Origin of the sequence: Mesorhizobium sp. B2-7-3, from assembly GCF_006440715.1 — a bacterium.
Taxonomy (GTDB): Bacteria; Pseudomonadota; Alphaproteobacteria; order Rhizobiales; family Rhizobiaceae; genus Mesorhizobium; species Mesorhizobium australicum.
The window spans coordinates 440367-467345 of the sequence record NZ_VFTY01000005.1 but is presented as its reverse complement, the minus strand read 5'-3'; the positions used below and the strand labels follow the sequence as shown (position 1 = coordinate 467345).

29 protein-coding genes are annotated in these 26979 nt (G+C 63.1%); 11 read left to right on the top strand and 18 right to left on the bottom strand.

The genetic code is table 11. The features are described from left to right. Positions 1-211: 211 nt before the first annotated feature. The 3 genes from FJW04_RS14820 to FJW04_RS14810 form a co-directional block, all read right to left on the bottom strand. On the bottom strand, positions 212-511 hold the full coding sequence (locus FJW04_RS14820; RefSeq protein ID WP_023791605.1) for a DUF982 domain-containing protein: 300 nt from the start codon (positions 509-511) through the stop codon (positions 212-214). Between the two features lie 43 nt (positions 512-554). Beyond that, positions 555-1007: a hypothetical protein gene (locus FJW04_RS14815; RefSeq protein WP_140714932.1), complete on the bottom strand. Its 453-nt coding sequence runs from the start codon at positions 1005-1007 to the stop codon at positions 555-557. 68 nt (positions 1008-1075) lie between these two features. Continuing rightward, positions 1076-1564 (bottom strand): Hsp20 family protein, encoded by a 489-nt coding sequence (locus tag FJW04_RS14810; RefSeq protein ID WP_140616045.1) that lies wholly within the window; start codon positions 1562-1564, stop codon positions 1076-1078. A 340-nt stretch (positions 1565-1904) separates the two neighbouring features. On the opposite strand from FJW04_RS14810, the gene FJW04_RS14805 reads away from it, so the two are divergent. Continuing rightward, positions 1905-2336, top strand: a complete 432-nt coding sequence (locus FJW04_RS14805; RefSeq protein WP_140714930.1) for a cupin domain-containing protein — start codon at positions 1905-1907, stop codon at positions 2334-2336. A gap of 96 nt (positions 2337-2432) precedes the next feature. On the opposite strand, the gene FJW04_RS14800 is transcribed toward FJW04_RS14805, so the two are convergent. Then, complete coding sequence (locus FJW04_RS14800; RefSeq protein ID WP_140714928.1) at positions 2433-2888, bottom strand: carboxymuconolactone decarboxylase family protein; 456 nt, start codon at positions 2886-2888, stop codon at positions 2433-2435. Positions 2889-2990: 102 nt separating this feature from the next. Next, positions 2991-3464, bottom strand: coding sequence for an SRPBCC domain-containing protein (locus FJW04_RS14795; RefSeq protein ID WP_140714926.1), 474 nt, complete (start codon positions 3462-3464; stop codon positions 2991-2993). Between the two features lie 154 nt (positions 3465-3618). Between FJW04_RS14795 and FJW04_RS14790 the strand changes: the two genes are divergently transcribed. Both FJW04_RS14790 and FJW04_RS14785 read left to right on the top strand, forming a co-directional pair. Further along, entirely contained in the window at positions 3619-4377 is a 759-nt protein-coding gene (locus tag FJW04_RS14790; RefSeq protein ID WP_181172938.1) for a copper homeostasis protein CutC, read from the top strand. Further along, on the top strand, positions 4374-4862 hold the full coding sequence (locus tag FJW04_RS14785; RefSeq protein ID WP_140714922.1) for a GNAT family N-acetyltransferase: 489 nt from the start codon (positions 4374-4376) through the stop codon (positions 4860-4862). The genes FJW04_RS14790 and FJW04_RS14785 overlap by 4 nt, the downstream gene beginning before the upstream one ends. A gap of 125 nt (positions 4863-4987) precedes the next feature. Here FJW04_RS14785 and FJW04_RS14780 read toward each other — a convergent pair whose 3' ends face one another. The 4 genes from FJW04_RS14780 to FJW04_RS14765 all read right to left on the bottom strand — a co-directional run bounded on the left by FJW04_RS14780 (position 4988) and on the right by FJW04_RS14765 (position 10135). Beyond that, on the bottom strand, positions 4988-6010 hold the full coding sequence (locus tag FJW04_RS14780; protein WP_140714920.1) for an acyltransferase: 1023 nt from the start codon (positions 6008-6010) through the stop codon (positions 4988-4990). Between the two features lie 255 nt (positions 6011-6265). Then, positions 6266-7063, bottom strand: a complete 798-nt coding sequence (locus FJW04_RS14775; RefSeq protein ID WP_140714918.1) for a xanthine dehydrogenase family protein subunit M — start codon at positions 7061-7063, stop codon at positions 6266-6268. 114 nt (positions 7064-7177) lie between these two features. Beyond that, positions 7178-9523 carry a xanthine dehydrogenase family protein molybdopterin-binding subunit gene (locus tag FJW04_RS14770; protein ID WP_140714916.1) on the bottom strand — a complete coding sequence of 782 codons (2346 nt, stop codon included), beginning with the start codon at positions 9521-9523 and terminating at the stop codon, positions 7178-7180. 111 nt (positions 9524-9634) lie between these two features. Beyond that, positions 9635-10135 carry a (2Fe-2S)-binding protein gene (locus tag FJW04_RS14765; RefSeq protein ID WP_015317502.1) on the bottom strand — a complete coding sequence of 167 codons (501 nt, stop codon included), beginning with the start codon at positions 10133-10135 and terminating at the stop codon, positions 9635-9637. Between the two features lie 312 nt (positions 10136-10447). On the opposite strand from FJW04_RS14765, the gene FJW04_RS14760 reads away from it, so the two are divergent. Next, positions 10448-11584 carry an FIST signal transduction protein gene (locus FJW04_RS14760; protein WP_140616037.1) on the top strand — a complete coding sequence of 379 codons (1137 nt, stop codon included), beginning with the start codon at positions 10448-10450 and terminating at the stop codon, positions 11582-11584. Between the two features lie 14 nt (positions 11585-11598). Continuing rightward, entirely contained in the window at positions 11599-12939 is a 1341-nt protein-coding gene (locus FJW04_RS14755) for a hybrid sensor histidine kinase/response regulator (RefSeq protein ID WP_140714914.1), read from the top strand. Between the two features lie 13 nt (positions 12940-12952). Here the strand turns inward: FJW04_RS14755 and FJW04_RS14750 are convergent, their stop codons facing one another. Then, positions 12953-13636, bottom strand: coding sequence for a response regulator transcription factor (locus tag FJW04_RS14750; RefSeq protein WP_015317499.1), 684 nt, complete (start codon positions 13634-13636; stop codon positions 12953-12955). Between the two features lie 230 nt (positions 13637-13866). Here FJW04_RS14750 and FJW04_RS14745 point away from each other — a divergent pair, with 230 nt between their 5' ends. After that, entirely contained in the window at positions 13867-14562 is a 696-nt protein-coding gene (locus FJW04_RS14745) for a fumarylacetoacetate hydrolase family protein (protein WP_140661096.1), read from the top strand. Between the two features lie 3 nt (positions 14563-14565). Then, positions 14566-15216, top strand: coding sequence for a maleylacetoacetate isomerase (maiA, locus tag FJW04_RS14740; RefSeq protein ID WP_140714912.1), 651 nt, complete (start codon positions 14566-14568; stop codon positions 15214-15216). A gap of 4 nt (positions 15217-15220) precedes the next feature. On the opposite strand, the gene FJW04_RS14735 is transcribed toward maiA, so the two are convergent. Further along, on the bottom strand, positions 15221-16453 hold the full coding sequence (locus FJW04_RS14735; protein WP_140714910.1) for an MFS transporter: 1233 nt from the start codon (positions 16451-16453) through the stop codon (positions 15221-15223). Between the two features lie 99 nt (positions 16454-16552). Between FJW04_RS14735 and FJW04_RS14730 the strand changes: the two genes are divergently transcribed. Next, a complete protein-coding gene (locus tag FJW04_RS14730) occupies positions 16553-17014 on the top strand; it encodes a helix-turn-helix domain-containing protein (protein WP_015317495.1) in 462 nt (153 codons plus the stop codon). Positions 17015-17124: 110 nt separating this feature from the next. After that, positions 17125-18168: a zinc-dependent alcohol dehydrogenase family protein gene (locus FJW04_RS14725; protein ID WP_140714908.1), complete on the top strand. Its 1044-nt coding sequence runs from the start codon at positions 17125-17127 to the stop codon at positions 18166-18168. Between the two features lie 12 nt (positions 18169-18180). On the opposite strand, the gene FJW04_RS14720 is transcribed toward FJW04_RS14725, so the two are convergent. After that, entirely contained in the window at positions 18181-19071 is an 891-nt protein-coding gene (locus FJW04_RS14720) for a DMT family transporter (RefSeq protein WP_140616032.1), read from the bottom strand. 107 nt (positions 19072-19178) lie between these two features. Here FJW04_RS14720 and FJW04_RS14715 point away from each other — a divergent pair, with 107 nt between their 5' ends. After that, complete coding sequence (locus FJW04_RS14715) at positions 19179-20579, top strand: PLP-dependent aminotransferase family protein (RefSeq protein ID WP_140714906.1); 1401 nt, start codon at positions 19179-19181, stop codon at positions 20577-20579. Between the two features lie 231 nt (positions 20580-20810). Here FJW04_RS14715 and FJW04_RS14710 read toward each other — a convergent pair whose 3' ends face one another. The 3 genes from FJW04_RS14710 to FJW04_RS14700 form a co-directional block, all read right to left on the bottom strand. Continuing rightward, positions 20811-21308, bottom strand: a complete 498-nt coding sequence (locus tag FJW04_RS14710) for a MaoC family dehydratase (protein ID WP_015317491.1) — start codon at positions 21306-21308, stop codon at positions 20811-20813. Positions 21309-21567: 259 nt separating this feature from the next. Further along, a complete protein-coding gene (locus tag FJW04_RS14705) occupies positions 21568-21996 on the bottom strand; it encodes a phasin family protein (RefSeq protein WP_041163820.1) in 429 nt (142 codons plus the stop codon). A gap of 106 nt (positions 21997-22102) precedes the next feature. Beyond that, positions 22103-23398: a DUF445 domain-containing protein gene (locus FJW04_RS14700; protein WP_140661089.1), complete on the bottom strand. Its 1296-nt coding sequence runs from the start codon at positions 23396-23398 to the stop codon at positions 22103-22105. A gap of 267 nt (positions 23399-23665) precedes the next feature. On the opposite strand from FJW04_RS14700, the gene rirA reads away from it, so the two are divergent. After that, positions 23666-24130 carry an iron-responsive transcriptional regulator RirA gene (rirA, locus tag FJW04_RS14695; RefSeq protein WP_015317488.1) on the top strand — a complete coding sequence of 155 codons (465 nt, stop codon included), beginning with the start codon at positions 23666-23668 and terminating at the stop codon, positions 24128-24130. 32 nt (positions 24131-24162) lie between these two features. On the opposite strand, the gene FJW04_RS14690 is transcribed toward rirA, so the two are convergent. The 3 genes from FJW04_RS14690 to FJW04_RS14680 are packed head-to-tail and all read right to left on the bottom strand — an operon-like array spanning position 24163 to position 26976. Beyond that, a complete protein-coding gene (locus FJW04_RS14690; RefSeq protein ID WP_140661088.1) occupies positions 24163-24954 on the bottom strand; it encodes a heme ABC transporter ATP-binding protein in 792 nt (263 codons plus the stop codon). Between the two features lie 7 nt (positions 24955-24961). Continuing rightward, positions 24962-26062 carry an iron ABC transporter permease gene (locus tag FJW04_RS14685; protein ID WP_140714904.1) on the bottom strand — a complete coding sequence of 367 codons (1101 nt, stop codon included), beginning with the start codon at positions 26060-26062 and terminating at the stop codon, positions 24962-24964. Positions 26063-26067: 5 nt separating this feature from the next. Beyond that, positions 26068-26976: a hemin ABC transporter substrate-binding protein gene (locus FJW04_RS14680; protein WP_140714902.1), complete on the bottom strand. Its 909-nt coding sequence runs from the start codon at positions 26974-26976 to the stop codon at positions 26068-26070. Positions 26977-26979: the final 3 nt, after the last annotated feature.

Below are 26979 nucleotides of genomic sequence, written 5' to 3'. Positions count from 1 at the left end.
TTGCTCTCCTTGCAAAGGGCCGAAAGTGTAACCCATCTATCCGGAATGAACTGTCACCCATCTCTCGGGAAGGGCACAAAAGACCTCTCTGCCTGCCATCGTCGGCACCACGCGACATAGTGGGGTTTGCCGTGGCTGTGACCCGTCCTGCTAACCCGTATGGGACTGCGGGCAGCGACACCTCTAGGCAGTGCCGCTGCCGTTGTCGCAGCTAGGCGGCCACCCCACCGCGGCCAGATTTGGTGCCGCTCATCCAGGGCAGCGGAGCAAGCGGCTCCTGCAGCATCTTGACGGATCTCGCGAACCCAGCGACGGCATCGCGCGCGACCGACAGTGGTATCTGGCCATCGTAAGCACGCTGGCAAGCCCGGAACGCCGTTTCGAAAATCGGGCCTCGACGCTCCCGCGGCCACTCATCCAGGAAATCGAACGCATCCTCAAGGCTTCCTATTTCTTGGATGAACTGGCCATCCTTGACCAGCACTGGTCGATCGAACGTCCTGTCGCTCATATAGTCCTCCATTCGGTCGAGCGGGTTGGTCTGCTTCAGCTTTTTACGCGACGGCATGCTCAGGCTCCGCGAACATGCCGCCATCCCCACACCTGGGTGGGACACCGGCATATGCCGGAACCGGCGGCGGATCATCGTCGTCGTCATCTCGCCAGGGGTACCGCAGCCAGTTGCGCCTGGTTTTGTTGCGACGCTGGTCTGAGGACGGACTGCGATCAAACGGTGCCCTGGCCGTCGGCTTGCGCGCAATCTCGTCCAGGGTGTGGAGCGCACGAAGAATCTCGCTGACCTGCGCTATCGCACCGTTGTCCAATTGACGCAGGGTTGGATTGTCAGGAACCGCATGGGCGTCCGAGGCCCAGAAGGCGAGCAGAGCCCTCTTCTCGCCGATCGTCATGTTCTCGTTCAGGACGTCCTCGGGCGTACGCAGCGCAGCGAATTCCGCTGCGTAATCCGTCGGTTTGGATTCATGAAAACTGTAAGCTTGGGATCTCATCTCCGTTCTCCGCGATCTGTGCCTCCCGGCCGAGCCGGGAGGCGGACCACAGACTGAGGTTTCTTGTATCAGGCCACCTTGCGTTGCGGCTCGGCATCCACATCTATGGACTGCTTGTTGCCGCCATCCTGAAGCGGAACCGCTGCGGCGTTGGAACCGATCTCGATGCGCCGGGGCTTGAGTTCCTCGGGCACTTCGCGGACCAGGTCCACCGACAGCAGGCCATTATGAATATTGGCCGCCTTGACCTTGACGTGGTCTGCAAGTTTGAACACCTGCTTGAAGTTGCCTATCGCCAGGCCCCGGTGGAGGATTTCCCGATGTTGCTGATCGGGCTTTCTCTGTCCGATGACCGACAATTCGGGGCCGTTCTGCACAAGTTCCACTTCGTCGAGACCGAAGCCGGCGACGGCCATCGTGATACGATAGTCGTTGTCGCCATTCTTCTCGATGTTGTAGGGCGGCCAGTCGGAGCGCACACTGTTTTCGAGCATGTCGAAGAGCCGGTCGAAGCCGACCGTGGTGCGGTAAAGAGGCGAATAATCAAAGCTTCTCATAGCCATATCCTCCGTGAAGCAACATGGTTTACGGGTCGCCGCAGCGTCGCCGCGACGCGGTATGTCGAGCCGAAGCCTCGACGGAAAACGATCTGGGAATCACGATTTTTTTATTCAAGAGGTCGCCCGAAATTTTTTTGAAGCGGCACTACGGCCATTCCTGACCGGGCATGCATCAGACCTTGCAGGACAGTCTTCCGGTTGGAAGCGGGTGAGGAATATGGCCCGGGTGCTGGATCAACTGCCCGTGCAAATGCGCGCCAGGTTCGGCCTCTGGTCACGAGCGGCCTTGCACGCTGCCGCCGCCGCGCGATAGATGCGTCGGTCAAGGGAGGACATCATGCGGAAAATCCTGGCATCAGCATTGCTGCTCACGGCAGCATCGTTCGCCACCGGCGCTCATGCGCTGGACAGCAGCGGAACCCCGGTCGTCGTGACGCCACTCGCATCACGCACCACCACTGCATCCGGGCAGCCGATCACGCTGCCGCGGAAGAACGTGCAGGTGCTGGTCTCGACCTATGACATCGCGCCCGGCGCGACCTTGCCGGTCCATCGCCATCCTTTCCCGCGCTACGCCTATGTCCAGGCTGGAACGCTGAAGGTCACCAACGTCGAAACCGGCAACAGCAACACCTACAAGACTGGCGATTTCATCATCGAAATGATCGGGCAGTGGCACCAGGCCACCAACATTGGCGACGGGCCGGTCAAGCTCCTGGTGATCGATCAGGTCGAGGAAGGCGCCAAGAATACCGAATTGCGACAGTAGCCACCAGGTTACATAGGTGCTTCCGGCGGGGCGGGAAGGCAATGCGCCGCCCGCCCCCTCGCCTCGTGGACCCAGCCCCCCATGCGAACCCGGCGCTCAGCCCCAGGCGCCAACCGGCTGCCGGGTCGTCGCGTTCAGCCTATTGAAGGCGTTGATCAGGGCGATCTGGATGACCAGTGCGGCAAGGGCCTTCTCGTCATAATGCCGGGCCGCCTCCTCCCAGATATCGTCCGGCACCGCGTCCGGTCGGTCGGCGAGCCTTGTGCCGGCTTCTGCCAGCGCCAATGCCGCGCGTTCGGCGTCGGTGGAATAAGGCGTTTCCCTCCAGGCAGCGAGGGCAAAGATGCGCTCTTCCTTCTCGCCGGCTTTCTTGAGCTCGCGCGCGTGCATGTCGACGCAGACGCTGCAGCTGTTGATCTGACTGGCGCGCAGATGCACGAGCTTGCGTGTCACATAGGGCAGGTCCGCTGCCTCGGTCGACTTGTCCAGTGCCAGAAACGCCTGCAGGGCGCCTGGGATGAGCATCACCGGGCTCTTGATTCTCGCTTGCATGTGTCTTCTCCTTTTGAACTGTTCTCCGGGCGTGCTTTCCCGGCCCGGACGCCTCGCATCCAGGGTTTCGACTTGATGGAACTGTTAGCTGCCTGCCGGGTGTCAGGTCTGTTTTGAGGTAACCTGTTCGAGCCGTTCGAGAATGCGCGGCCAGCCGCTTCCCATGCCGATATAGCCACGCTCGTCGGCGGGCCGAAATCCCGACTGCTCCATTCGCACCCGGGTCGCCATCCCCTCGGGTGTCAGTAACCACGTCACCACGGTTTTCAACCCGCTGTCCGATTCCGTCCCATCGCCCCAGCTATAAGCCAGCAGCCGCGGCGCCTCGACTTTCAGCACCATGCAGTTCGTCACCCCGGACCACCCGGGAACTGGTGTCGCACGGAATGTGAAGCGATGCCCCTCTTGGGCAGCGAAATCATTCTGCATGAGCCATTCGCCGACGAGTGCCGGCACGGTCAGTGCTCGCCATATCTTTTCCGCCGAATATGGAATCAGCCTTTCGACGACGATCGATTTGGTTTCCGTCTTGCCTTGCTCCTCTCGTTGCTGTCGTGGTGCCACGCGCAAAATCATAACCCATCAGCTATGTATAACCCATAACCCTGCAGTTATGTGACTGTCAAGAATGGAATCTGCCGTCTGGTCCAAGTGGCGGCGTAGCGTTCACGCTTCCGCGCCAGGCGCCCGGGTGCTAGGGCTTGCGCAACACCATGGATTGGATCGCCCCTTGACCCCAAAAATTCGCCCGCCGCTTATAGAAATCTGTGTCGAAGGCATTGATGGCCTGCTCGCCGCGCAGGCCGCCGGCGCCGACCGGATCGAACTCTGCGCCAGCCTTGTCGAAGGCGGCACCACGCCGAGCCTCGGCACCGTGCGCGCCGCTCTCGACCAGGCGACCGTGCCCTTTCATGTCATGGTGCGGCCGCGCGGCGGGGATTTTCTCTACAGCGAGACCGAATACCGCTCGATGCTTGCCGACGTCGCCGCGCTTCGCGAACTCGGCGTGCCCGGCGTGGTGTTCGGCTGCCTGAACGCCGACGGCGCCATCGACGAGCAGCGCATGCGCGAATTGACAGAGGCGGCGGGCCCCTTGAACGTCACCTGCCACCGCGCCTTCGATATGACTCGCGATCCGGCCGAAGCCCTGGAAGCGCTGATCCGCTGCAGGGTTGGCCGCGTGCTGACCAGCGGCCAGCGCGACACGGCGATCGAAGGCCTGGCATTGCTGCAAGAGCTGGTCCGGCTGGCCGGCGAGCGCATCATCATCCTCGGTTGCGGCGGGCTCGATCTCGGCAATATCGCCGAGGTGCGCGCAAGGACTGGCCTGGCCGAAATGCACTTCGCCGCCCTCAAGGACGTGTCGAGCGCCATGCGCTACCGCAATCCGAAGGTCGGCATGGGCGGCTCCGATCTCGACCGCGAATATCGCAACACGCTGACCGATACAGCGCTGGTGGCGGCGACAATCGCGGCGGCCAAGGCATGACCTCGCCCATAGACCGCATTGCGCAGGCCGACGAAGCGGCAATACTGGCGCTCAACAACGAGCACGCCGCCGAATTGTCGTGGCTTGAAGCCGAACGGCTGTCGTTCCTGCTCGCCGAGGCCTTTTACGCGCGCCGCATCGGCGATCTCGAAGCCTTCATCATGACCTTCGACCAGGATGCGAACTACGACAGCCCGAACTTCGTCTGGTTTCGCGAGCGCTACATCAGCTTCATCTATGTCGACCGCGTCGTCGTGGCGGCGCACGCAAGAGGCCGCGGCCATGCTCGCCGGCTCTATCGGGACCTGTTCGACCATGCGCGGAGCGCCGGTCACGCGCTGGTCACCTGCGAGGTCAACACCGACCCGCCCAACCCCGCCTCGGATGCCTTCCACGCCGCACTCGGCTTCGCCAAAGTCGGCGACGCGGTGATCCACGGCGGCAAGAAAGCGGTGCGCTATTACGTCAGGCAGATCGCCACCTGATCGGGTGGCACCCACCGACTCACATGGACGTTGCCCCAACCCGGAGACAGCTAAGCGCTATTTGGCGAAAAGGACCTCGCCGTCGTGCGGCTATCGTCTGGCGACTATCAAAACAATCGGGCGGCTCACCAATTGCGGTTGAGCCATTCGCGTGCTGGGCGCTCGATGAGGTAGTAGCTGCAGAGCGCGCAGGCAAAAACCCCGGCCAGCATCGGCCATGGATTGCTGCCCTGCTCGTAGACGAATTTGTAGAAGGGCTGCTGCCACAGATAGAGGGAATATGACCATAGACCCAGCGTCGTCATCGGCAGGGACGACAGCCATCCGGACAAGAACCGCGTGCTGAAATCCAGCGCGTTGACGGCGATCGCCAGCAATGGCACCGCGGCCAGGTAGTGGATCGGTGTCGGCACCGAGTCCATGAACAGGCAAACCGCGCCGACGGCCGCCGCAACGGCGACATAAGGCCCCTTCAGCAAGGTCGGCAGCTTGCCGTCCGCTTTGAGCAGGCAGATCGCGGCCGACAGCAGGATCGAGGCGATGTGCACGTCGGTGCGCCAGTACGTGGCTTCATAATCCAGGTGCAGGAACCAGTAGGAAACCGCGCCATTGACCATGGCCACCAGAGCCAGGACCAGCAGCAGCGGGATGACACGGCTGCGGCTGGCAACGACCGCGCTGATCGCCGCCAGGATGATATAGGCATGTTCTTCGATGCAGAGCGACCAGATGTGGTCGAGCGCGCCGGCCCGATTCAGGAGAATTCCGGCATAGTTGTAGGTGAAGGTCAGCGCCGTCAGGGCCGCCTTCCATTTGAAGGCGATGAACGTGCCTGAGAGCGCGATCATGGCGACGACGACAAAGACCAGAAGCGCCGGATAGATGCGCGAGAACCGGCGTTTGAAAAATTTCTTCAGCGGATAGCGTTCGATGAACAGGATTTCGGCCATCAGCCGGCCGCTCAGCACGAAGAAGAATTCGACGCCCAGCACGCCCAGATTGATCCCGGGAACGGGAAAAAAATGCCCGATCAGCACGAGCGCGATCGACAGACCGCGCCAGCCATCGAGATAGGCCAGTCTTGTCCTGGCCGGTCGCTCGACGATCGCTCGGGGCGGAGCCAGATGAGTCGCGGAAATTTCGGACATGCCGATCCCTTCGCATTGTAATGCGAAAGGCACGGCTATTCCCGAACCCGGCTCGCATTCCCGCCCTGATCTATACTGCAGCGCAATATAAGTTTGTGCAAGTGCGAGATTGCCGCCGATGCATGTCCCCCGCAGCATGGGCCGGAATTGCTTCAAGCAAGGATGGGGACGTGGCCGACGGGAACTAGGCCTACGGTCGCCGGGAATGAAAACGGGCCGTGACAGCCCGTTCCCCCGTCCGTAATCGATCTTGCGTCAGGCGTTGGCTGCCGCCACCGCGCGCTTGGCCATGACTGTGATCAGATTGGCACGGTAGTCTGATGAAGCGTGAATGTCGCTCATCAGGTTCTTCGCCGGAACTTTCACACCATTGAGCGAAGCGACATCGAAGCTCTTGGCAAGTGCTGCCTCGATCTCCTTCGAGCGGAAGACGCCGTCGTCGCCGGCGCCGGTGACGGCAACACTGACGCCGTCCTTGCCCTTGGCCACGAACACGCCGACGATCGCGTAGCGCGAGGCCGGATTGCGGAATTTTTCGTACGCAGCCTTCGCCGGTGCCGTAAAGGAGACCGCCGTGACGATCTCGCCGTCCTTCAAGGAGGTTTCGAACAGCCCCTTGAAGAACTTGTCGGCTGACATCTCGCGCTTGTTGGTGATGATGGTGGCGCCGAGCGCCAGAAGTGCGGCCGGATAGTCCGCCGCCGGATCGTTATTGGCGATCGAACCGCCGATCGTGCCCTTGTGGCGTACCGCCGGATCGCCGATCAGCGACGCCAGATGGGCAAGTGCCGGGCAGGCCTTGCGCAGCTTCTCGTCATTGGCGACGTCGAAATGAGTGGTGGCAGCGCCGATCGTGACCGTCTTGCCCGACACCTTGACCCCCTGCAGTTCCTTGATGCGGGACAGGTCGACCAGATCGGAAGGCGCCGCCAGCCGCGTCTTCATGGCGGGGATCAAGGTCATGCCGCCAGAAAGCAGCTTGGCGTCGCCGCTCTTCACGAGCTTGGCGGCTTCAGTGACCGAGGCGGCACGGTGATAGTTGACTGCGTACATGGGATCCTCCCCCTAAGTGGTTAGTCAGCAGTGAGTAGTCAGTAGGGAGCAGGGAATGGCCGCCGCCGGAGGTGGCACGCTGCCCTATCCGCAACTCACTACTTCCCTAGTCACTCATTTCGCCGCGCGGATCGCGGCCCACACGGTGGACGGTGTGGCCGGCATGGCGATATCGACGATGCCGATGGCGTCGGTGATGGCATTGATCACTGCCGGCGGCGAGCCGATGGCACCGGCCTCGCCGCAGCCCTTGATCCCGAGCGGGTTGCTCGGACATGGCGTGTTCGACGTCGAGACCTTGAACGACGGCAGGTCGCCGGCACGTGGCATGGTGTAGTCCATGTAGCTTGCCGTCAGCAGTTGCCCGCTGGCGTCGTAGTGAGCGCCTTCCAGCAGCGCCTGGCCGATGCCCTGGGCGATGCCGCCATGCACCTGGCCTTCGACGATCATCGGATTGATGATGTTGCCGAAATCGTCCGCAGCCACGAACTGCACGATCTCGGTCGTTCCGGTTTCCGGATCGATCTCGACCTCGCAGATATAGCAGCCCGCCGGGAAGGTGAAGTTCGCCGGATCGTAGAACGCCGTTTCCTTCAGGCCTGGCTCCATGCCGGCCGGCAAATTGTGCGCGGTATAGGCGGCCAAAGCCACCTGGAACCACGGCAGGCTCTTGTCGGTGCCGGCGACCTTGACCTCGCCGTTCTCGATGACGATGTCGCCCTCGTCGGCTTCGAGCAGGTGGGCGGCGATCTTCTTGGCCTTGGCCTCGACCTTGTCGAGCGCCTTGGCGATCGCCGACATGCCGACCGCGCCCGAGCGCGAGCCGTAGGTGCCCATGCCCATCTGCACCTTGTCGGTGTCACCGTGGACGATCGACACCGAATCGATTGGCACCCCGAAACGCTGGTTGACCAGTTGCGCGAACGTCGTCTCGTGCCCTTGGCCATGGCTGTGCGAGCCGGTCAGCACCTCGATGGTGCCGACGGCGTTCACCCTTACCTCAGCGGATTCCCACAGGCCGACGCCGGCGCCGAGCGAGCCGACCGCCGCCGACGGCGCGATGCCGCAGGCCTCGATGTAGCAGCTCATGCCGATGCCGCGCAGCTTGCCATTCCTGACCGAATCCGCCTTGCGCATGGCAAAGCCGGTATAGTCGGCGGTCTTCATCGCCGCATCGAGCGAAGCGCCATAGTCCCCGGCGTCATAGTTCATGATCACCGGTGTCTGGTGCGGAAACGTGGTAATGAAATTCTTGCGCCTAAGGTCTGCCGGCGAGACGCCGAGCTCGCGTGCCGCCGCTTCCATGGTGCGTTCCAGAAGATAAGTGGCTTCCGGCCGCCCTGCCCCGCGATAGGCATCGACGGGTGCCGTGTTGGTATAGACAGTGCGCACATTGGCGTGGATGGCCGGGATGTCATATTGGCCCGACAGCAGCGTTGCGTAGAGATAGGTTGGCACGCAGGAAGAGAACAGCGACATGTAGGCGCCGAGATTGGCGATCGTATCGACCTTGAAGCCGGTAATCCTGTTGTTCTTGTCGAATGCCATTTCCACCGTCGAGACGTGGTCGCGGCCATGCGCGTCGGTGAGGAAGCTCTCGGTGCGATCGGCGACCCATTTGACCGGCACTCCGGTCTTCTTCGAGGCCCACAGGCAGACGATCTCTTCCGGGTAGATATAGATCTTGGAACCAAAGCCGCCGCCGACATCCGGCGCGATCACGCGCAGCTTGTTTTCGGGCGCGACATTGTAGAAGGCGCTCATCACCAGCCGCGCGACATGCGGGTTTTGCGATGTCGTCCAGCAGGTATAATGATCCTCGGCCTTGTCGTAATGGCCAAGTGCGGCGCGCGGCTCCATGGCGTTCGGCACCAGCCGGTTGTTGACGATCTTCATGCGCGTAACATGCGCAGCCGCCTTGATCGCGGCGTCCGTGGCTTTGGCATCGCCGATCTCCCAGTCGAAGATCAGGTTGTTCTCGGCTTCGGCATGGACCTGCGGGGCGCCCTTTTCGAGTGCCTTTGTCGCATCGACGACCGCCTTCAATTCCTTGTAGGTGATCTCGACCGCCTCGGCCGCATCGCGTGCCTGGCCCTTGGTTTCCGCCACCACCACCACGACCGCATCGCCGACATAACGGACCTTGTCGACTGCCAGCGGCGACCATGCGCCCATCTTCATGGGCGTGCCGTCCTTGGAATGGATCATCCAGCCGCAGATGAGGTTGCCGATGCCGTCGGCCTTGAGTTCCTTGCCGGTCAAGACGCCGATGACGCCCGGCATGCCTTGAGCCGCTTTCACGTCGATCTTCTTGATCTGCGCATGGGCGTGCGGGCTGCGCACGAAGGCCGCATGCTTCATGCCGGGCACCACCATGTCGTCGACATAGCGGCCGGCGCCGGTGATGAACCTTTTGTCTTCCTTGCGCGCGACCCGAGCGCCGACACCTTCGATACCCATGCAGAGATTCCTCCCGAAAAGTGAATAGGAAGTGTGAATAGGAAGTAGTAGTGAGGACAGCCGCCGGTTCAGACCGGTTACTGACTACCGACTACTCCACTCCTCTTTCCCTCATGCCGCTTGCTTCGCCTTGCCCTTGGCCCCCTTCGACATCGTCGTCGATGCGGCGAGGATGGCTTTCACGATGTTGTGGTAACCTGTGCAGCGGCAGATATTGCCTTCGAGTTCTGCCCGCACCGTGGCCTCGTCGAGGCCTTCGGGGTGGCGGTTGATCATGTCGGTCGCGGCCATGATCATGCCCGGCGTGCAAAAGCCGCATTGCAGACCATGATGTTCCTTGAAGGCTACCTGGACGGGATGCAAGTCGGCGCCACTGGCCAGGCCTTCGATGGTAATCACGCTCGACCCCGAGGCCTGGACCGCGAGCATGGTGCAGGACTTCACCGCCTTGCCATCGACATGCACGACGCAGGCGCCGCATTGCGAGGTGTCGCAACCGACATGAGTGCCGGTCAGGCCGAGGTTCTCCCGCAGGAAATGGACGAGCAGCGTTCGATCCTCGACGGCACCGCCGACCCGCTTCCCGTTCACCATCAACGAAACGTCCGACATAGCCCCTCCCTGGGTGTCAACCTTGGTCATCACGCTGCCGACGCGCCGCTGGCACTTCGGCCACGTGCTAGTCGTACACCGCACAACGCACAAAAAACAGCACGACGGAAAAGGCGGATCATTGTACTTTCGGTCATGGCCAGGGCACCAAAGTGCATTCCTCCGGCCCCATTGCCAAAACGCCTTCTGGCGGCAACAATGCCCTCGTCGCCCGCGCGCCAGGAGCACTTGAAAAGCCGCGCACAAGAAGGCGTCGGAGGAAATGCGGGAGGACCGCCGCTGACAAGTTCACGGACGCGCTACGCATGCGGCTTGTCGGCGCTGACCACGGACCAGCCCGACCCGGATGTCTTCGCACGAGCGGTAGCCGCCGAGGCCGCCGCCATCAATGCCGGCTTTGCCCTCGTGTTCTTTTCCCAGAGCCTGATCGAGGCCGGCGCCCTGTCACGGGCACTCTCGGCCCACGCGCCGTGTCTCCACCATGCTGGCTGTTCCACCGCCGGCGAGATCACGCCGCAGGGGCTCGAGGAAGGCCATATGCTGGCGATGCTGCTGCCCTCGGCGTCCTTCACGGCGGTCAGCACGATGATCGACAATCTGTCGACATCGGGCATGGACAGGATCACCGAAGAGGTCGAGGCCCTGCGGCGCACGCTGCGCGCCCGGCTCGGCGGCGAGCAGACCAGCAACACCTTCGCGCTCTGCTTCATCGACGGGCTGTCCTATGCCGAGGAAGCGGTGAGTTCGGCCATCCACTGGGGTCTCGACGACATACCGCTCCTCGGCGGCTCGGCTGGCGACGATTTGAAATTCGAGACGACGCGTCTGATCTCGAACGGCAGGGTCACCTCCGACAGCGCCATCATCGTGCTGGTCGCCACGGAAATTCCGTTCCACGTCTTCAAGACCGACAATTTCGTTCCCACCGACGAAAAGCTGGTGGTGACCGCGTCCGACCCGGATCACCGCGTCGTGCGGGAATTCAACGCCACCAATGCGGCGGAGGAATATGCCGCTTCGGTCGGGATCCTCCCACAGACCTTGACACCGTTGAGCTTCGCCTCGCATCCAGTGGTGGTGAAGGTGGGCGGAGAATATTACTGCCGCTCGATCCAGAAGATGCACGCGGATGGCTCGCTGTCGTTCTTCTGCGCCATCGATGACGGTGTCGTGCTGTCGATCGCCCAGCCCAAGGACATGGTGGACGCGACACGAGCGGCATTGCGCGAGGTCGAGGAAAGGCTGGGCGGCATCGATATGATCCTTGGCTTCGACTGCGTGCTGCGCCGGCTGGATGCGCGCAACCGCCAGGTCTTTCGTGACATTTCGGAACTCTACCGGGTCAACAATGTCATCGGCTTCGGCACCTATGGCGAACAATACCGGTCGATGCACCTCAACCAGACTTTCACCGGCATCGCTTTCGGCGACCGCCAGGCGGCTGAATAGGGCGGCGCAACAGCATGCCGCTCAGGAACATAAACGATCTCGACAGGCTGAAGAAGATCAACGCCGCCCTGGTCAGCCGCGTCGAGCGCTCGATGGACCAGCAAGGCAATGCCTTTTCGCTGTTCCAGACGGCGATCTCGTTGGAAAGCCGGGTGCGTACGCGCACCGAGGAACTGCATTCGACGTTGCGGCGGCTGGAGCAGTCGAACATCGATCTCAGCGCCGCCAAGGAAAACGCCGAACAGGCGAACCTGTCCAAGACACGGTTTCTGGCCGCGGCCAGCCACGACGTGCTGCAGCCGCTGAACGCCGCCCATCTCTCCGTCTCAGCCCTTGCCGAGGTGCAGACCAGCGAAGAGGGAAAGAAGCTCGTGCGGCAGGTCGAGCGCTCGCTGGAAACGATGGAAGACCTGCTGCGCACCTTGCTCGACATCTCCAAGCTCGACGCCGGCGTGGTTCAGCCCGACATTGGCGACGTCAGCCTGGAGGCGCTGTTCTCGTCGCTGCGCTCGGATTTCCAGCCTGTGGCGGAATTGAAGGCGCTGTCGCTGAAATTCCGGCCGGTCAATGCCGTGGTCCGCTCGGACAGGACGCTGCTGCGCCGCATCCTGCAGAACATCCTTTCCAACGCGCTGGGCTATACGCGCTCGGGCGGCGTCCTTGTCGGCACACGCCATCGCGGCGACACCATCCGCATCGATGTCGCCGACACGGGCTGCGGCATCCCCGAGGATCAGCGCGAAGCGGTGTTCGAGGAGTTCCATCGCGGCACCTTGCCGGCTACCGCCGAACTCGACGGCGGCGGTCTTGGGCTGGGGCTCGCCATCGTGCGCCGCATGGCCGGCGCGCTCGGCCATCCCGTCACGTTTTCATCCAGGGTCGGCCGCGGTACCATCTTCCACATCGATGTCCCCGTCGGCCTCGGCGCGCCGGCCGACGCCATCGCCAGCGCCGCCAGCATGGAGCGGCCGCGCGGCTACGGCCTGTTCGGCACCAAGGTGCTGCTGGTCGAAAACGACGCCGAAGTGCTGGAAGCCATGACCTTCCTGCTCGAACGCTGGCAGTGCCTGGTACGCGCGGCGACCTCCACCGCCGATGCGCTGGACATGCTTGGCGACACCGACTGGCTGCCCGACATCGTCATTGCCGACCAGCATCTCGACGGCGGCGATCTCGGCACCGCCACCATATCGGAGGTCCGCGACTATCTCGGCCGCGCCGTGCCGGCGCTGATCGTCACCGCCGACAGCTCCGAAGCCGTGGCCAAGGCAGCACGGGCCGGCGGCATCGAACTGATGCGCAAGCCGGTGAAGCCGGCGCAGCTAAGGGCACTGCTGGCGCATCTGCTGGCATAGCGGGAGGGTTGGTTCAAAACCCTACCTGATCCCGGAACAGCTCGGCGCTGTCCAGCTTCGACACCTCGATCACCGCCTGCGTGCGGCTATACACATTGAGCTTGCGCAGGATCTCCGACACATGCGCCTTCACCGTGGTCTCGCCGACCTGCAGCTCGTAGGCGATCTGCTTGTTGAGCAGGCCCTGGCGCAGCATCTGCAGCACGCGCAATTGCTGCGGCGTCAGCTTGGAAAGCCGCTGCACCATATCGGCGCGATCGGTGCTGTCCGCGCCCGGCGGCAGGCCCTCATAGGTTTCAGGCACATAGATCGCGCCGTCCATCACCGAGCGAATGGCGGCGGCGAGATCGCTCTTGCGCGCCGATTTCGGAATGAAGCCGGCAGCGCCGTAGGACAAGGCCTCGGAAATGATGCGAGGCTCCTCATAACCCGACACGATCACCACTGGCAGGCGCGGATAGCGGGTCCTGAGCTGCAACAACCCCTCGAAGCCGTGCACGTCGGGCATGCTGAGGTCCAGAAGCGCAAGGTCGAAAGGCTTTGCGTCGGCCAGCAAGTCCAGCGCCTCGGCGATCGAGCGCGCTTCGACTGTGTCGACCTCGGGATAAGCCATTTGAACGGCGCTGTGCAGCGCCTCGCGAAACAGCGGATGATCGTCGATGATAAGGAACCGGACGCGATCGGTAGGGGCTGTCATAGGGCTCGTTCCGGTTTACCGGGCACACCATAGTCTCCTGACCATGGCCGGATTATTGGCAAATAGTCTATCGCCGTCTAACAGGTTTCATCGCTGCAAAAAAATGATCGGAAGCCTGAATTCCTTATACAGCCTAGGCGAAGCCCATGCTTTATCAAAAGCGACGCCTTGCCCGCCCCTGGAAATCGGCCGAATGTGCCGCCGACTCCCCGCCAAACGCAGAGACCGCCATGACCGCCTTTGTCCTTCCCGCCCCGCCAACGCCTTCCGTCGCCATTGCGGGTTCCGGCGAACGCTTTGCCGTGCGGCGCATTTTCTGCGTCGGCCGCAACTATGCGGCACATGCGCGCGAGTTCGGCAATGACGATCGCGATCCGCCTTTCTTCTTCACCAAGCCGGCCGACGCGGTGGTCGATTCCGGTACTGATATCCCTTACCCGCCGCTGACGGAAAACCTCCACTTCGAGATCGAACTGGTGGTGGCGATCGGCACCTCAGGCTTTCGCATTTCCCGCGACAAAGCGCTGGACCATGTCTGGGGCTATGGCGTCGGCATCGATCTCACCCGCCGAGATCTCCAGGATGCCGCCAAGAAGGCGGCGCGGCCCTGGGACTGGTCGAAGGCCTTCGACCGTTCCGCGCCCTGCGGCCCGCTGGTCGCCGCACGGAAATCCGGGCACCCGGCCAAGGGACGCATCTGGCTCGCCGTCGACGGCGCGGTGAAACAGGATGCCGACCTCGCCGAACTGATCTGGCCGGTATCGGACATCGTCTCGATCTGCAGCGAAGGCGTGGAATTGCAGGCTGGCGACCTGATCTTCACCGGCACGCCCGCCGGTGTCGGCGCGATCAAGCCGGGTGAAACGATATCAGGCGGTGTCGACGGCATCGGCACGATCGAACTGACCATCGGCCAGCGGAAGTGACGCATGAGCGACATTGTCCTGCACAACTACTTCCGCTCCTCCACCTCGCACCGGGTGCGGATTGCCCTGGAGATGAAAGGGGTCGGCTATGACTACATCCCGCATCACCTGCGCCATGGCGAGCATCTGGAGGCGGCCTATCTCGCGGTCAATCCGCAGGGGCTGGTGCCAGCACTGATCTGGAGCGACGGCATGCTCCTGACGCAATCGCTGGCGATCATCGAGTTTCTCGACGAGACCATACCTGAACCCCCGCTATTGCCGAAGGATCCGCCGAGCCGGGCACGAGTGAGAATGCTGGCGCAGATGATCGCCTGCGACATCCACCCGGTGAACAATCTGCGCGTGCTGACTTCGCTGCGCACCCTGTTCGGCGCCGGCGACCAGGATGTCGCCAACTGGTTCCGGCATTGGGTCAATGAAGGATTTGGACCGCTCGAAAAATTGCTCACCGCGTCGCCTGAAACCGGCGCATTCTGTCATGGCGAGGCGGCGGGGCTGGCCGACATCTGCCTTGCCGCGCAAGTCACCAGCAACGCCCGCTTTGGCGTCGACATGACGCCCTACCCGACAATCGCGCGCATCAACGCCGCCTGCATGGCCCTACCCGCTTTCCAGAAAGCCGCGCCACAGAACCAGATCGACGCCGAGTAAGGGCTCACCGGCCAACGCGCAGCGTCAGCGCCCAGAACAATAGCGCCGTCAAGCCGATGCCGGCGCCGAGCAACGAGACACCGCTCCAGCCGGCCGCGGCATAGGCCATGGTCGAGGCGATCGAGCCGAGCGCACTGCCGACCGAGTAGAAGATCATGTAGCCGCCGACCAGCCGGCTGCGCGCATCCGGCCGACGGGAGAAAATCAGGCTCTGATTGGTGACGTGGACGGCCTGGATTGCCAGATCCAGCATGACGATGCCGGCGACAAGCAACCATAGTGACATGCCCATGAAGGCGATAGGCAGCCAGGCCGTCGTCATCATAAGCAGGCTGAGGCCAGTGACCAGTTGACCATGCCCGCGATCCACCAGACCACCGGTCCATCGCGCCCCCAGCGCGCCGGCGACACCGGCAAGGCCGAACAGCCCGATCGCGGTGTGCGGCAGTGAAAATGGCGGCGCGCTGAGCGGCAGCACCAGCGGTGCCCACAGCACGTTGAAGCTGGCGAAGATCAACAAGGCGAGCACCGCGCGCACGCGCAGCAGCGGTTCCCGCACGAACAGCAGCACCATCGAGCCCAACAGCCTGACATAGGAGGTGCGCGGCCGCTCTGCCTCATGGCGCGGCAGGATGGTGTGGAGAACAACCGCCATGACAAGTGTAAGGCCGGCCGAGACAAGATAGACCCAGCGCCAGCCGGCGAGATCGGCGACGACGCCGGCGACGAAGCGGGCAAGCAGGATGCCTGTTATGACGCCGCTGGTGACGGTGCCGACCGCCCGCCCCCGTTGCGACGGCGCGGCGAGGTCGGCCGCGTAGGCAACCAGTACCTGCACCATCACGGCAAGCAGCCCGACCGCCGCGAGGCTCGCCAGCAGCATCGCCGTGTTCGGTGCAAGTCCAACGGCTATCAGCGCCACGGCCGAAAGGATCGCCTGGCCGGCAATCAGCTTGCGGCGATCGAACAGGTCGCCCAGCGGCACGATGAAGAACAGGCCAAGCGCATAGCCGACCTGCGTGACCGTCACCACGATGCCGATCGAGGCCGGCGCAATGGCAAAATCATGCGCCATGGCGTCGAGCAGCGGATGGGCGAAATAGACATTGGCGACGCTCAGGCCACAGGCGATGGCGAAGACCAGCGCTGTCATTCCGGACAATCCCGGTGTGACTTGCCTCGGCTCTTCGGGCTGCGCCGCCTTCGCTGCCGCGCCGTTCACCACCTGTATATTCATGAGGCTCTCCACGAAAGGTTTCAATTTGAAACCACTTGTGGGATAAACAAAACAGTTTTATCTTGCAACCAAAATGAACAATCTGGACCAACGAAAGCCATGGTGAAACGAACGAGCCACCAGAGTGCGGATTGCCTGATCGCGCGACCGCTGGATGCGATCGGCGACTGGTGGTCGCTGCTCATCGTGCGCGACGCGTTCGACGGGTTGCGACGCTTCGGCGAGTTCCAAAAGAGCCTGGGCGTTGCCAAGAACATCCTGTCGGCGCGGCTCCGAAATCTGGTTACGCACGGCATCCTCGAAACCGTCCCGGCCCCCGACGGCAGCGCGCATCATGAATATGTGCTGACGCAAAAAGGACGCGGCCTGTTCTACGTGCTGATCGCCTTGCGGCAATGGGGCGAGACCTATTTCTCCGGTCCGGGCGAGCCCTACACCTTCATGGTCGACACGGAGAGTGGCCGGCCGATAAGGCGTCTTGAAGTGCACGCAGAAGACGGCCGCCTGCTTGCCCCCGGTGACACCCGGCTTGCCGATTTCCGCAACCAGGAAAACAGCTGACCGCAGGGTCCGCAGGCTGGCCAGCCTGGCGGAGTCGATTTCCGCTTGACCGAACAGGGAATCGGCTATCGTTTCCCACAGTGAGTGTCGTCTCTAGGGTGGAATGAACGATGAAAGCCGTCGTCTTCGAGAAATTCGGCGAAGCGCCGACGATCCAGACCGTGCCAGACCCCAAGCCGGCGGCCGATGGCGTCGTCATCAAGGTCGAGGCGACCGGGCTCTGCCGCAGCGACTGGCACGGCTGGATGGGCCATGACGCCGATATCCGCCTGCCGCATGTGCCGGGCCACGAACTGGCCGGCGTCGTGGTTGCCGCCGGCAAGCACGTCACCCGCTGGAAGGCGGGCGAACGCGTCACCGTGCCGTTTGCCGTCGGCTGCGGCCACTGCTTCGAATGCACATCAGGCAATCACCAGGTCTGCGAACACCAGTCCCAGCCTGGCTTCAACACCTGGGGCTCATTCGCCGAATATGTCGCTATCGAACACGCCGATACCAATCTCGTGCGCCTGCCCGACGAAATGGAATTCGCCACCGCCGCCAGCCTCGGCTGCCGCTTCGTCACATCGTTCCGCGCCATTGTCGATCAGGGCCGGGTAAAGCCCGGCGAATGGGTGGCGGTGCATGGCTGCGGCGGCGTCGGCCTGTCGGCAATCATGATCGCCAGTTCGATGGGCGCCAACGTCATCGCCATCGACCTCACCGAGGAAAAGCTGGACTTCGCCAAACAGATCGGCGCCGTGGCGACCATCAACGCTTCGACGACGCCGAACGTTATCAAGGCCGTCAAGCAGATCACCAATGGTGGCGCCCACATGTCGATGGACGCGCTCGGCCATCCGACGACGTCTTTCAACTCGATCGCCAACCTGCGCCGGCGCGGCCGTCACGTGCAGGTCGGCTTGATGCTGGGCGAACACGCCCGCCCGCAGGTGCCGATGGACAAGGTGATCGCCTTCGAACTCGAAATCCTCGGCAGTCACGGCATGCAGGCCTATCGCTACCCCGCGATGATGGAGATGATCCGCCACGGCAAGCTCAAACCCGAACTGCTGGTCGGCAAGAAGATCAGCCTCGACGAAGCGCCAGCGGCCTTGATGGCGATGGGCGGCTTCGAGGGTATCGGCATTGGGGTGGTGACGAAGTTCTCGTGAGGGTCGGCATCGCTATGCAGCCGCACGACGCGGCAAATCCTGCTTGGCAAACTTCTTCGCGCCGAAAACGCAAAGCACCACGCCGAGCGTGACGACGATCATCATCGGGCTGACCTGTTCATGCAGCAGCGTCGCCGCCAGTGCGAGCCCGAAGAACGGTTGCAGAAGCTGCAACTGCCCCACCGCCGCAATGCCGCCTTGCGCTAGGCCGCGATACCAGAACACGAAGCCGATCAGCATGCTGAACAGCGAGACATAGCCAAGACCAATCCAGGCATTGGAGCCTACGCTGGCGAAGGATGGCGGCAGGGTCGCAAAGGTCAGCACCAGCATGACCGGCAGGGACAGCACCAGCGCCCAGCAGATCACTTGCCAGCCCCCGAGCTTGCGCGACAGCGCGGCACCCTCGGCATAGCCAAGGCCGCAGGCGACGATGGCCGCAAGCATCAGCCCATCGCCAACCGGCGAAGCCGTCACGCCTTGCGCAAGCGCGAAGCCCGCCACCAGCGCACTGCCCAGGCATGAGAACAGCCAGAAGGCCGGCCGGGGCCGTTCACCGCCGCGCAGCACGCCGAAGATCGCGGTCGCCAGCGGCAGCAGGCCGACGAAGATGATGGAGTGGGCCGAGGTGACATGCTTCAGCGCCAATGCCGTCAGCAAGGGAAAGCCGACGACCACGCCAAGCGCAACGATGACGAGCGACAGCAAGTCATGACGCCCGGGACGCTTCTCGCGGAACACAAGCAGCAGCGCGAGACCGAGCAGGCCGGCAATAACCGCGCGGGCCGACGTCAGGAATATCGGGTCGAGATCCATCACCGCCACGCGCGTCGCCGGCAACGAACCGCTGAAAATCAGCACGCCGATAAATCCGCTCACCCAGCCGCTCGCCGTCTTGTCCATCGCAGGCTCCGTTTGTTTCGCCCCTCTATGGGGCCCGCGGCTATGGCGCCACCAGAGACAATGCAGTACAATTCGATAAAACTGTCATGGTTTTCTGGAAGGTACAGATGGACGAAGCAGTCAGGCTCGACAGCGGCGGAACTCTCGTCGAAGGGGTCATGGCCGCCATCCGGCAGCGGATTGCCGCGCGCAGCCTGACGCCTGGAGCAAGGTTGCCCTCGATCCGCGCTTTCGCCAAATCCATGCAGGTGTCGAAATCCACCGTGGTCGAGGCCTACGAACGGCTTGCCGCCGAAGGCGCGATCCGTTCGCGGCCCGGTTCCGGTTTCTATGCCGCCGGGTCGCTGGCACCGCTGTCGCTCGCCGAGATCGGTCCCCGGCTCGACCGTGCCGTCGATCCGCTCTGGGTCTCGCGCCAGTCCCTGGAGGCTGGCGACGAGGTCCTGAAACCCGGCTGCGGCTGGCTGCCGGCTTCATGGATGCCACAGGCCGGGCTGCGCCGGGCATTGCGCACGGTTGCGCGTGCCGACGATGTCGCTCTCGCAGATTACGGCACGCCGCTCGGGCTGCCGCCGCTGCGGCAATTGCTGGCGCGGCGCATGGCCGGGCACGGCATCGAAGCCTCCCCCGACCAGATCATGCTGACGGAATCGTGCACCCAGGCCATCGACCTGCTCTGCCGGTTCCTGATCGAGCCGGGCGACACCGTGTTGGTCGACGATCCCTGCTACTTCAATTTCCATGCTCTGCTGCGCGCCCACCGCGCCAAGGTCGTCAGCGTGCCCTACACGCCATCGGGGCCGGACATCGAGCTGTTCGCCCAGGCGCTGGCCGAACACCGGCCGCGCCTCTACATCACCAACTCGGCCATCCACAACCCGACCGGCGCGATCCTGTCTCCGGTGACGGCCCATCGTTTGCTCAAACTGGCCGACCAGTCGGATCTGACCATCGTCGAGGATGATATCTTCGCCGATTTCGAGCACATTCCCGCCCCAAGGCTAGCGGCGTTCGACGGCCTTAGTCGCGTCGTCCAGATCGGCAGTTTCTCCAAGACGCTGTCGGCGTCGGTCCGCTGCGGTTTCATCGCCGCGCCCCGTGACTGGATCGAGGGGCTGACCGACCTCAAGATCGCCACGACGTTCGGCGGCGGACGGCTGGCGGCCGAACTTGTGCTGACGCTGCTGAAAGACGGCAGCTACCGAAAGCACATGGATTTGCTGCGCGCCCGCCTTTCGCGGGCCATGGGCGAGACCAGCGCCCGGCTGAAGGCGATCGGCATTACGCCCTGGATCGAGCAGCCGGCTGGGCTGTTCCTGTGGTGCACCCTGCCGGAAGGCGTGGACGCGGCCGAAATCGCCCGCAGTGCGCTCGCCGACAACATCGTGCTGGCGCCCGGCAATGCGTTCAGCCTGTCGCAGTCCGCCAGCCGCTTCCTGCGCTTCAACGTCGCCCAGTGCGCGGACGAGCGGATTTTCAAGGCGCTCGAAACGGCGATGACTCGCTGATATGGGAACCACCAAGTCAGCAGACAAATAAGCCGCGACAACACCTCGTTGTTGCGGCCTTCTGCCCCATCAAATCAGACCATCCATGAAACGGCAGAACGCCGCCAAATCTCACCATTTGCGCGGATGCTCAATCATGCCTTTCCGAAATGCCATACCCAGATCTGGGCCTATTCCTTGCCGCACAAGAACAGCTGAAGGAAATGACGCAAGGGGCCTGGCGGGCGCCGTTCAGGCCCCTGCCCGTTTGCGGCGCTCGTAGAGCATGACGAGTGTTTCAGCCATCAGCGCCGGCTTTTCCTCGCCTTCGATCTCGACCGTGTTGGCTGCCTTCATCAGATACTGGCCCGGGCCTTTGTCTTCCATGGAAAGCAGCTTCGTGCGCAAGCGAATGCGTGCGCCGACCTTGACCGGCGCCAGGAAACGCACCTTGTCGAAACCATAGTTGAAGGCGGCCTGCGTATTCTCGGGCACGATCCCCATTTCGAGGGCCAGCGCGCCGATGATCGACAGTGTCAGATAGCCATGCGCGATCGTGGTGCGGAACGGGCTTTGCCGCCGCGCCCGTTCAGGATCGACGTGGATCCATTGATGGTCGCCCGTGCATTCGGCGAACTGGTTGATACGGTTCTGGTCGACCGTGGTCCATTCCGAGACGCCGAGCTCCTGTCCGGACATCGTTCTCAGCTGCTCGTAGGTTGGCGGCGTTTTAGGCCGTACTTCCGTCATGCCTGCTTTCCCGATCGCTTCCAAAGCTTCCGGACCACGAACCGGCGGCCTCTGTCAATTCGTCCCTCGCAAATCCGTTCCGGCGCATTCGCGCTCACTCGTGCCATGTCTTGCCATGCGATGGCAGGCGAATTGGGACTTTTCCGACCTTTCAGACTGCCGGGAGCTTATGGCGTGGCGCTAATGCAACTGTGCGAAGGGTTACGGTATCGGGAACGGGGTGTGCCCGGCCGAGAGCGGAACGACAGCCCATGAGAACCTACTTCTGCCCGTAACCGGCGCGGACCTCCTCCATCGCCTCCTTGATGCGTGCGCGCAGGATGTCGATCGATTCGGTGCCTGATTTCCTGGCTAGCTCAGCCACTTCACCGGCGTTCTTGAGCGCCACCTCGAAGGATTTTCTGGCAAACTCGGTCTGCTTGGCCATCAACTCCTGCGGATTGCCCGGTGCGCGGTAGCTCTGCGCCATGTCGGCGATTTCGCGCAGCGTGTCCTGCAGCATTTCGCGTTGCCTAGACAACAGCGAGGACGTCCCAGCCGCCCCGGCACGCGCGGATTTCTCCAAGGCTTCGAGATTCTTGCGGTGATGCGCAAGAATCGCTTCGACATCCACATTCGGCACCTTCAGGTCACGGCCGAACCTGCCGAACATTTCCATGAAGGAATCGGATTCCGATTGTCTGGCCATGATTGTCATCTCCCCTTTGCCGCGGTCGCGGACGCCCTCATCGAGGAGAATAGCACTCGAACGCCTCGTGTCCATTTCGAACACGGGCCTAGGCGATCGCTAGGGATCAATTGACCGGGAGCAGCAACTCGATCGTGTAAAGTACGATGCCCGCCAGCCCACCGATGATCATGCCGTTGAAGCGGATATATTGCAGGTCCCTGCCAATGTTCATCTCGATCAGGCGTGTCAGTTGGGCCAGGTCCCAGCGCTTGACCTGGTCGGCGATGAATTTCGACACACCGCTCTTCTGGCTTTCGACGAAGGAGGCCAGCGCCACCACGAAGCCTTGGTTCATGTCGGCCCGGATCTGCGCGTCTCCGGCAAGATGGCGGCCGACTTCGACAAACATGTTGGCCAGATGCTCCCTGATCAACGAATTCGGCGCCTTGGCGTCCTGCTCGATGAACAGGCTGAGGCTCTCCCACATGTCGCCGGCCAGCGCCCTGATTTCCGGTCTGGCGAGGAAGTCGCGCTTCATTTTCTCCGCTCGCCTGGCATATTGCTTGGACGTGCGCAGCCGCTCGACGAAACTTTGCGCGAAACGGTCGAATTCGGCGCGCATCGGGTGATCTGGATCGGCACGCACCTCGTCCAGCAAGGAGCCAGCCGAAGCGACGATCTTCTTCAGGAGATAGGCGTCGGCCCGGAACAGGTTGAATAGCGACGGGAGTTCCTCGCGGATCTTGTCGCGCATCGTCGCCAGCGCCTGTTCGTCGTTGAGGAACCGGCCGATGACCTTGATGAACTCGTCGAACAGCTTCTGGTGGCGGCGGTCGTCGGTGAGCGCGGACAGAAGTTCGGCCGCAAGTGGCGCCAGCGGCACCTTTTCGATCTGTTCGAGCATGCGGCTGGTGACGAAGCCGCGCAGACCGGATTGTTCGACGGCGGCAAGCGTCTGCGGCACCAGCCGCACGACGAAGCGCGACAGGCCGGCGGCGCGTTCGGCATCGGCCAGCCAGTCGGCCACGAGCGCCGAAAAATCGACCTCGGCGAGTTTTTCACGCACCGGTTCCGGCGCCAGGAAATTGGCCTCGATGAAACGGCCGAGATTGTCGGCGATACGGTCCTGGTTTTCCGGGATGATGGCGGTGTGCGGGATGGGCAACCCGAGCGGCCGTTTGAACAGCGCCACCACCGCGTACCAGTCGGCAAGGCCGCCGATCGTTGCCGCCTCGGCGAAGGCGGCGACGAAGCCGAGCCATGGATAGCTGCTCTGGAAGGACTTGGCCAAGGCAAAGACCACCACGCAGAGTGCCAATGCCGCCGTGGCGACGAACTTTGTCCGCCGCAACGCGGAAAGCTTGGCGCCCGCGTCGGCATCGAACCGCACTGGCGCCAGGGATTGGTCCGATTGAGCCATGCCGCTCCTCGTCTATTAGGCCTATCTAGTGCCGCGGCCGCCGGAATGCCCGTGGCAGCCGGTTTGTCTGTCCCGGCTTTTGCCCGGCGGCGCACATAAAGTTGACGAGTTTATTCATCTATGATGCCCGGCTAGTCTGGAATTATTCCAAGGTATAGGCCATATTCCGCCGAGACCAGTGCAGCGATCCGGATTCCGGACGAGGCCGCGCCAGCAAAGTTTAGAATCTGGCGTGGTTGCATCATATCAGCGCCGAGTGAGGACGAGATGCGGCTTACGCGCCAAACCAACTATGCCATGCGCATTCTGATGTATTGCGCCGCCAACAATGACCGGTTGAGCCGCATCCCGGAGATCGCGGCCGCCTATTCGGTGTCGGAACTGTTCCTGTTCAAAATCCTGCAGCCTCTGGTCGAGAATGGCATGGTCGAGACTGTGCGCGGCCGGAACGGAGGGGTACGGCTCGGCCGTGCCGCCGAATCGATAAGCCTGTTCGACGTCGTGCGCGTGACCGAGGAAAGTTTTGCCATGGCGGAGTGCTTCGAGAACGATGCCGCCGAATGCCCGCTGGTCGACAGCTGCGCGCTGAACTCCGCATTGCGCGAAGCGCTCAACGCCTTCTTCGCCGTGCTTGCCCGCTACACGATCGCCGACCTCGTGGCGGCAAGGCCAAATGTACGCGCCCTGCTCGGCATCGACATGCTGATGGAGCGCCGCGCCCCAGCGGCCTGATCCCTGCCGCATCGTGCAGTGTCGGCTGAATATCAGCTGACCGACGATTGCGGGAGCACGAACGGCATGTTGCCGGCCGGCAGCACGCCGACCTTGAGCCGGCAATCGAACACCTTCTCGATCAGGTCGTCACTCAGCACGTCGCGGGGCAAGCCGCTGGCGGCCAGCCGGCCGCGATGCATCACGAAGATGCGGTCAGCGTACATGGCCGTCAGATTGAGGTCGTGCAGGATCGCTACCACGCCCCCGCCCCTTCTGGCGAAGTCGCGGGCGATGTTCATGATGATCAGCTGGTGCTTGATGTCGAGGCTGGACACCGGCTCGTCAAGGAACAGATAGCGCGGCTTGCCGTCGAGCACCGGCGCCCAGACCTGGCACAGCACGCGCGCAAGCTGGACACGCTGCTGCTCGCCACCGGAAAGCTCCTGATAGAAGCGGCCGGCAAAGCCGTCGAGATCGACCCGCGCCAGCGCCCGTTCCGGCAGGCGTCCGTCCTCGCCCGGCAGCGCGCCCGAACGGCCACCGACCAGGCCAAGCCTGACGACCTCCCGCACAGTGAAAGGAAACGACAGTGTCGTCGCCTGCGGCAACACAGCCCGCTGGACGGCGACCTCCACCGGCTTCATCGCTGCGAGGTCGCGGCCGTTGAGGACGACACTCCCGGTATAGCCGAGGTCCCCCGACAATGCCCTCAGGAAGGTCGTCTTGCCCGAACCATTGGGGCCGACGATTGCCGCCACCTCGCCCGGCCGCGCATCGAAATCGACACCGGCAACAATTCTCTTGCCGGCGATATCGACCGAAACATTCCTCGCCTCGATCATTCCAGCCTCACAAATCGATCACGCCGCGCCTGCGCAGCAATATCCACAGGAAGAACGGCGCGCCTGATATCGCGGTGACGATGCCGATCGGCAGCTCGGCCGGCGCCACGATGGTGCGGGCGACCGCATCGGCAAGCAGCAACGAGGAGGCGCCGAGCAGCCCCGAGGCCGGCAGCAGGTAACGATTGTCGGGTCCGATCAGCAGTCGCAGCAGATGCGGCACGACGATGCCGACGAAGCCGATGCCGCCGCTGACGGCGACGGAGGCGCCGACCGCCGCCGAAACGCCGATGATGGCAGTGTATTTCAGCCGCTGCACCGGAATGCCGAGATGGCCGGCGGTCGCTTCGCCCAGCGCCAGCGCGTTAAGGCCGCGGGCCAGGAACGGCATCGCCGCCAGTGCCAGGACGATTATGGGTCCTACGGAAGCGATCTTGGCCCATGTCGCACCGCCGAGCGATCCCAGTGACCAGAAGGTCAGGTCGCGCAGCTGGCGATCGTCGGCCATGAATATCAGGATTCCGGTCAGCGCCATGGCAAGTGCCGCCAGGGCTATGCCCGCGAGCAGCATGGTGGCGACCGAGGTTTGCCCACGTCGCGTGGCGACCTGATAAAGCACCAATGTGGTGACGAGACCGCCGACGAACGCCGCAAGCGGCAGCGCCAGCGTTCCGAGCGAGGCGGTCACCGGCGCCAGCACGGTCCCGCCAAGAACGATGATGACCACCGCGCCAAGGCTGGATCCTGCGGAAACGCCGATCAGACCGGGGTCGGCGAGCGGATTGCGGAACAGTCCTTGCATGACGGCGCCACAAACCGCGAGCGCCGCACCCACCAACATGCCGAGGATGACGCGTGGCATGCGGATGTCATGGACGATCAAGCTGTCGCGGGCGTTGAGCGCCGCATCGCCGGGGACGGAGCCAAAGAGCCAATCCCTGAAGACGGTCACGGCGGATGCATCCGATGCGCCGGATGTGAGCGAAAGCAAGATGGCGATCGCCAAGCCCAGGCACAGCAGAAGGATGACGGCACGGGCGCGGCCGGAACGATCCCCGTCGGATGCCCTAATCGCCTTCGCCGGACCTGCGATCGACTGGTCGGCCATGATGCTCAGTCCGTGACCTGTGCGCCATAAAGCGAAACGGCGAGATCATAGATCGCGTCGGCCGTGCGCGGCCCGAAGCCGAGTAGATAGGCGCCATCGATGCGGATCAGCTTGCGCGCCGTTCCGGCCGGCGTTGAGGCGATGGATGGATTGCCGAACACTTCGTCGTCCGAGACCGGCGGCCCGGCATTGCTCATCATCAGGATCACGTCCGGCCTTGCGGTGATGATCGCTTCGTCCGACATTTGCTTGTAGCCGGAAAAGCCTTCCACCGCATTGACCCCGCCCGCCAGCTTGACCATGCCGTCGGCCGCGGTTTCGCTGCCGGCCGCCAGGATCTTGCCACCCTGCGTCGAGAGAATGAACAGCACGCGCCTGCGCTCCTTGATCGAGGCTGTCCGCTTTTCGGCGGCTGTGAGTTTCGCATCGAGCGCCCTGGCCAGCACCTCGGCCTTGGCCTTGACCCCGATCGCCTTGCCGACAATGCGGACCTTCTGGAGGATGCCTTCGCGGTTGTACTGCTCGGGCACTTCGATGAACGGAATGCTCGTCTTCTTCAGCACGTCGACGGCTTCCCTGGGACCGCTGCCGTGCAATGCCAGTATGCCCGTCGGATTGACCGACAAGACGCCTTCCGGCGACAGCTGGCGCATGTAACCGACATCAGGCAGGTCGAGCGCGGCCTTTGGATAGAGGCTGGTGGAATCGCGCGCCACCAGATGCCTCTCCTCGCCCAGCGCATAGACGATCTCGGTGATGGAGCCGCCAATAGCGGCGATCTTCGAAGGATCGGCGAACACCGAAACGCCTTCGGTGGCGCCGGCTGGTTGCAGCGCGGCGAAAGCCATGGAAAGGCCGATTGCATAACCGACCCTCGATCCGCGCAGGGCGGACGGCCTCGAAACAAACCGCATCGC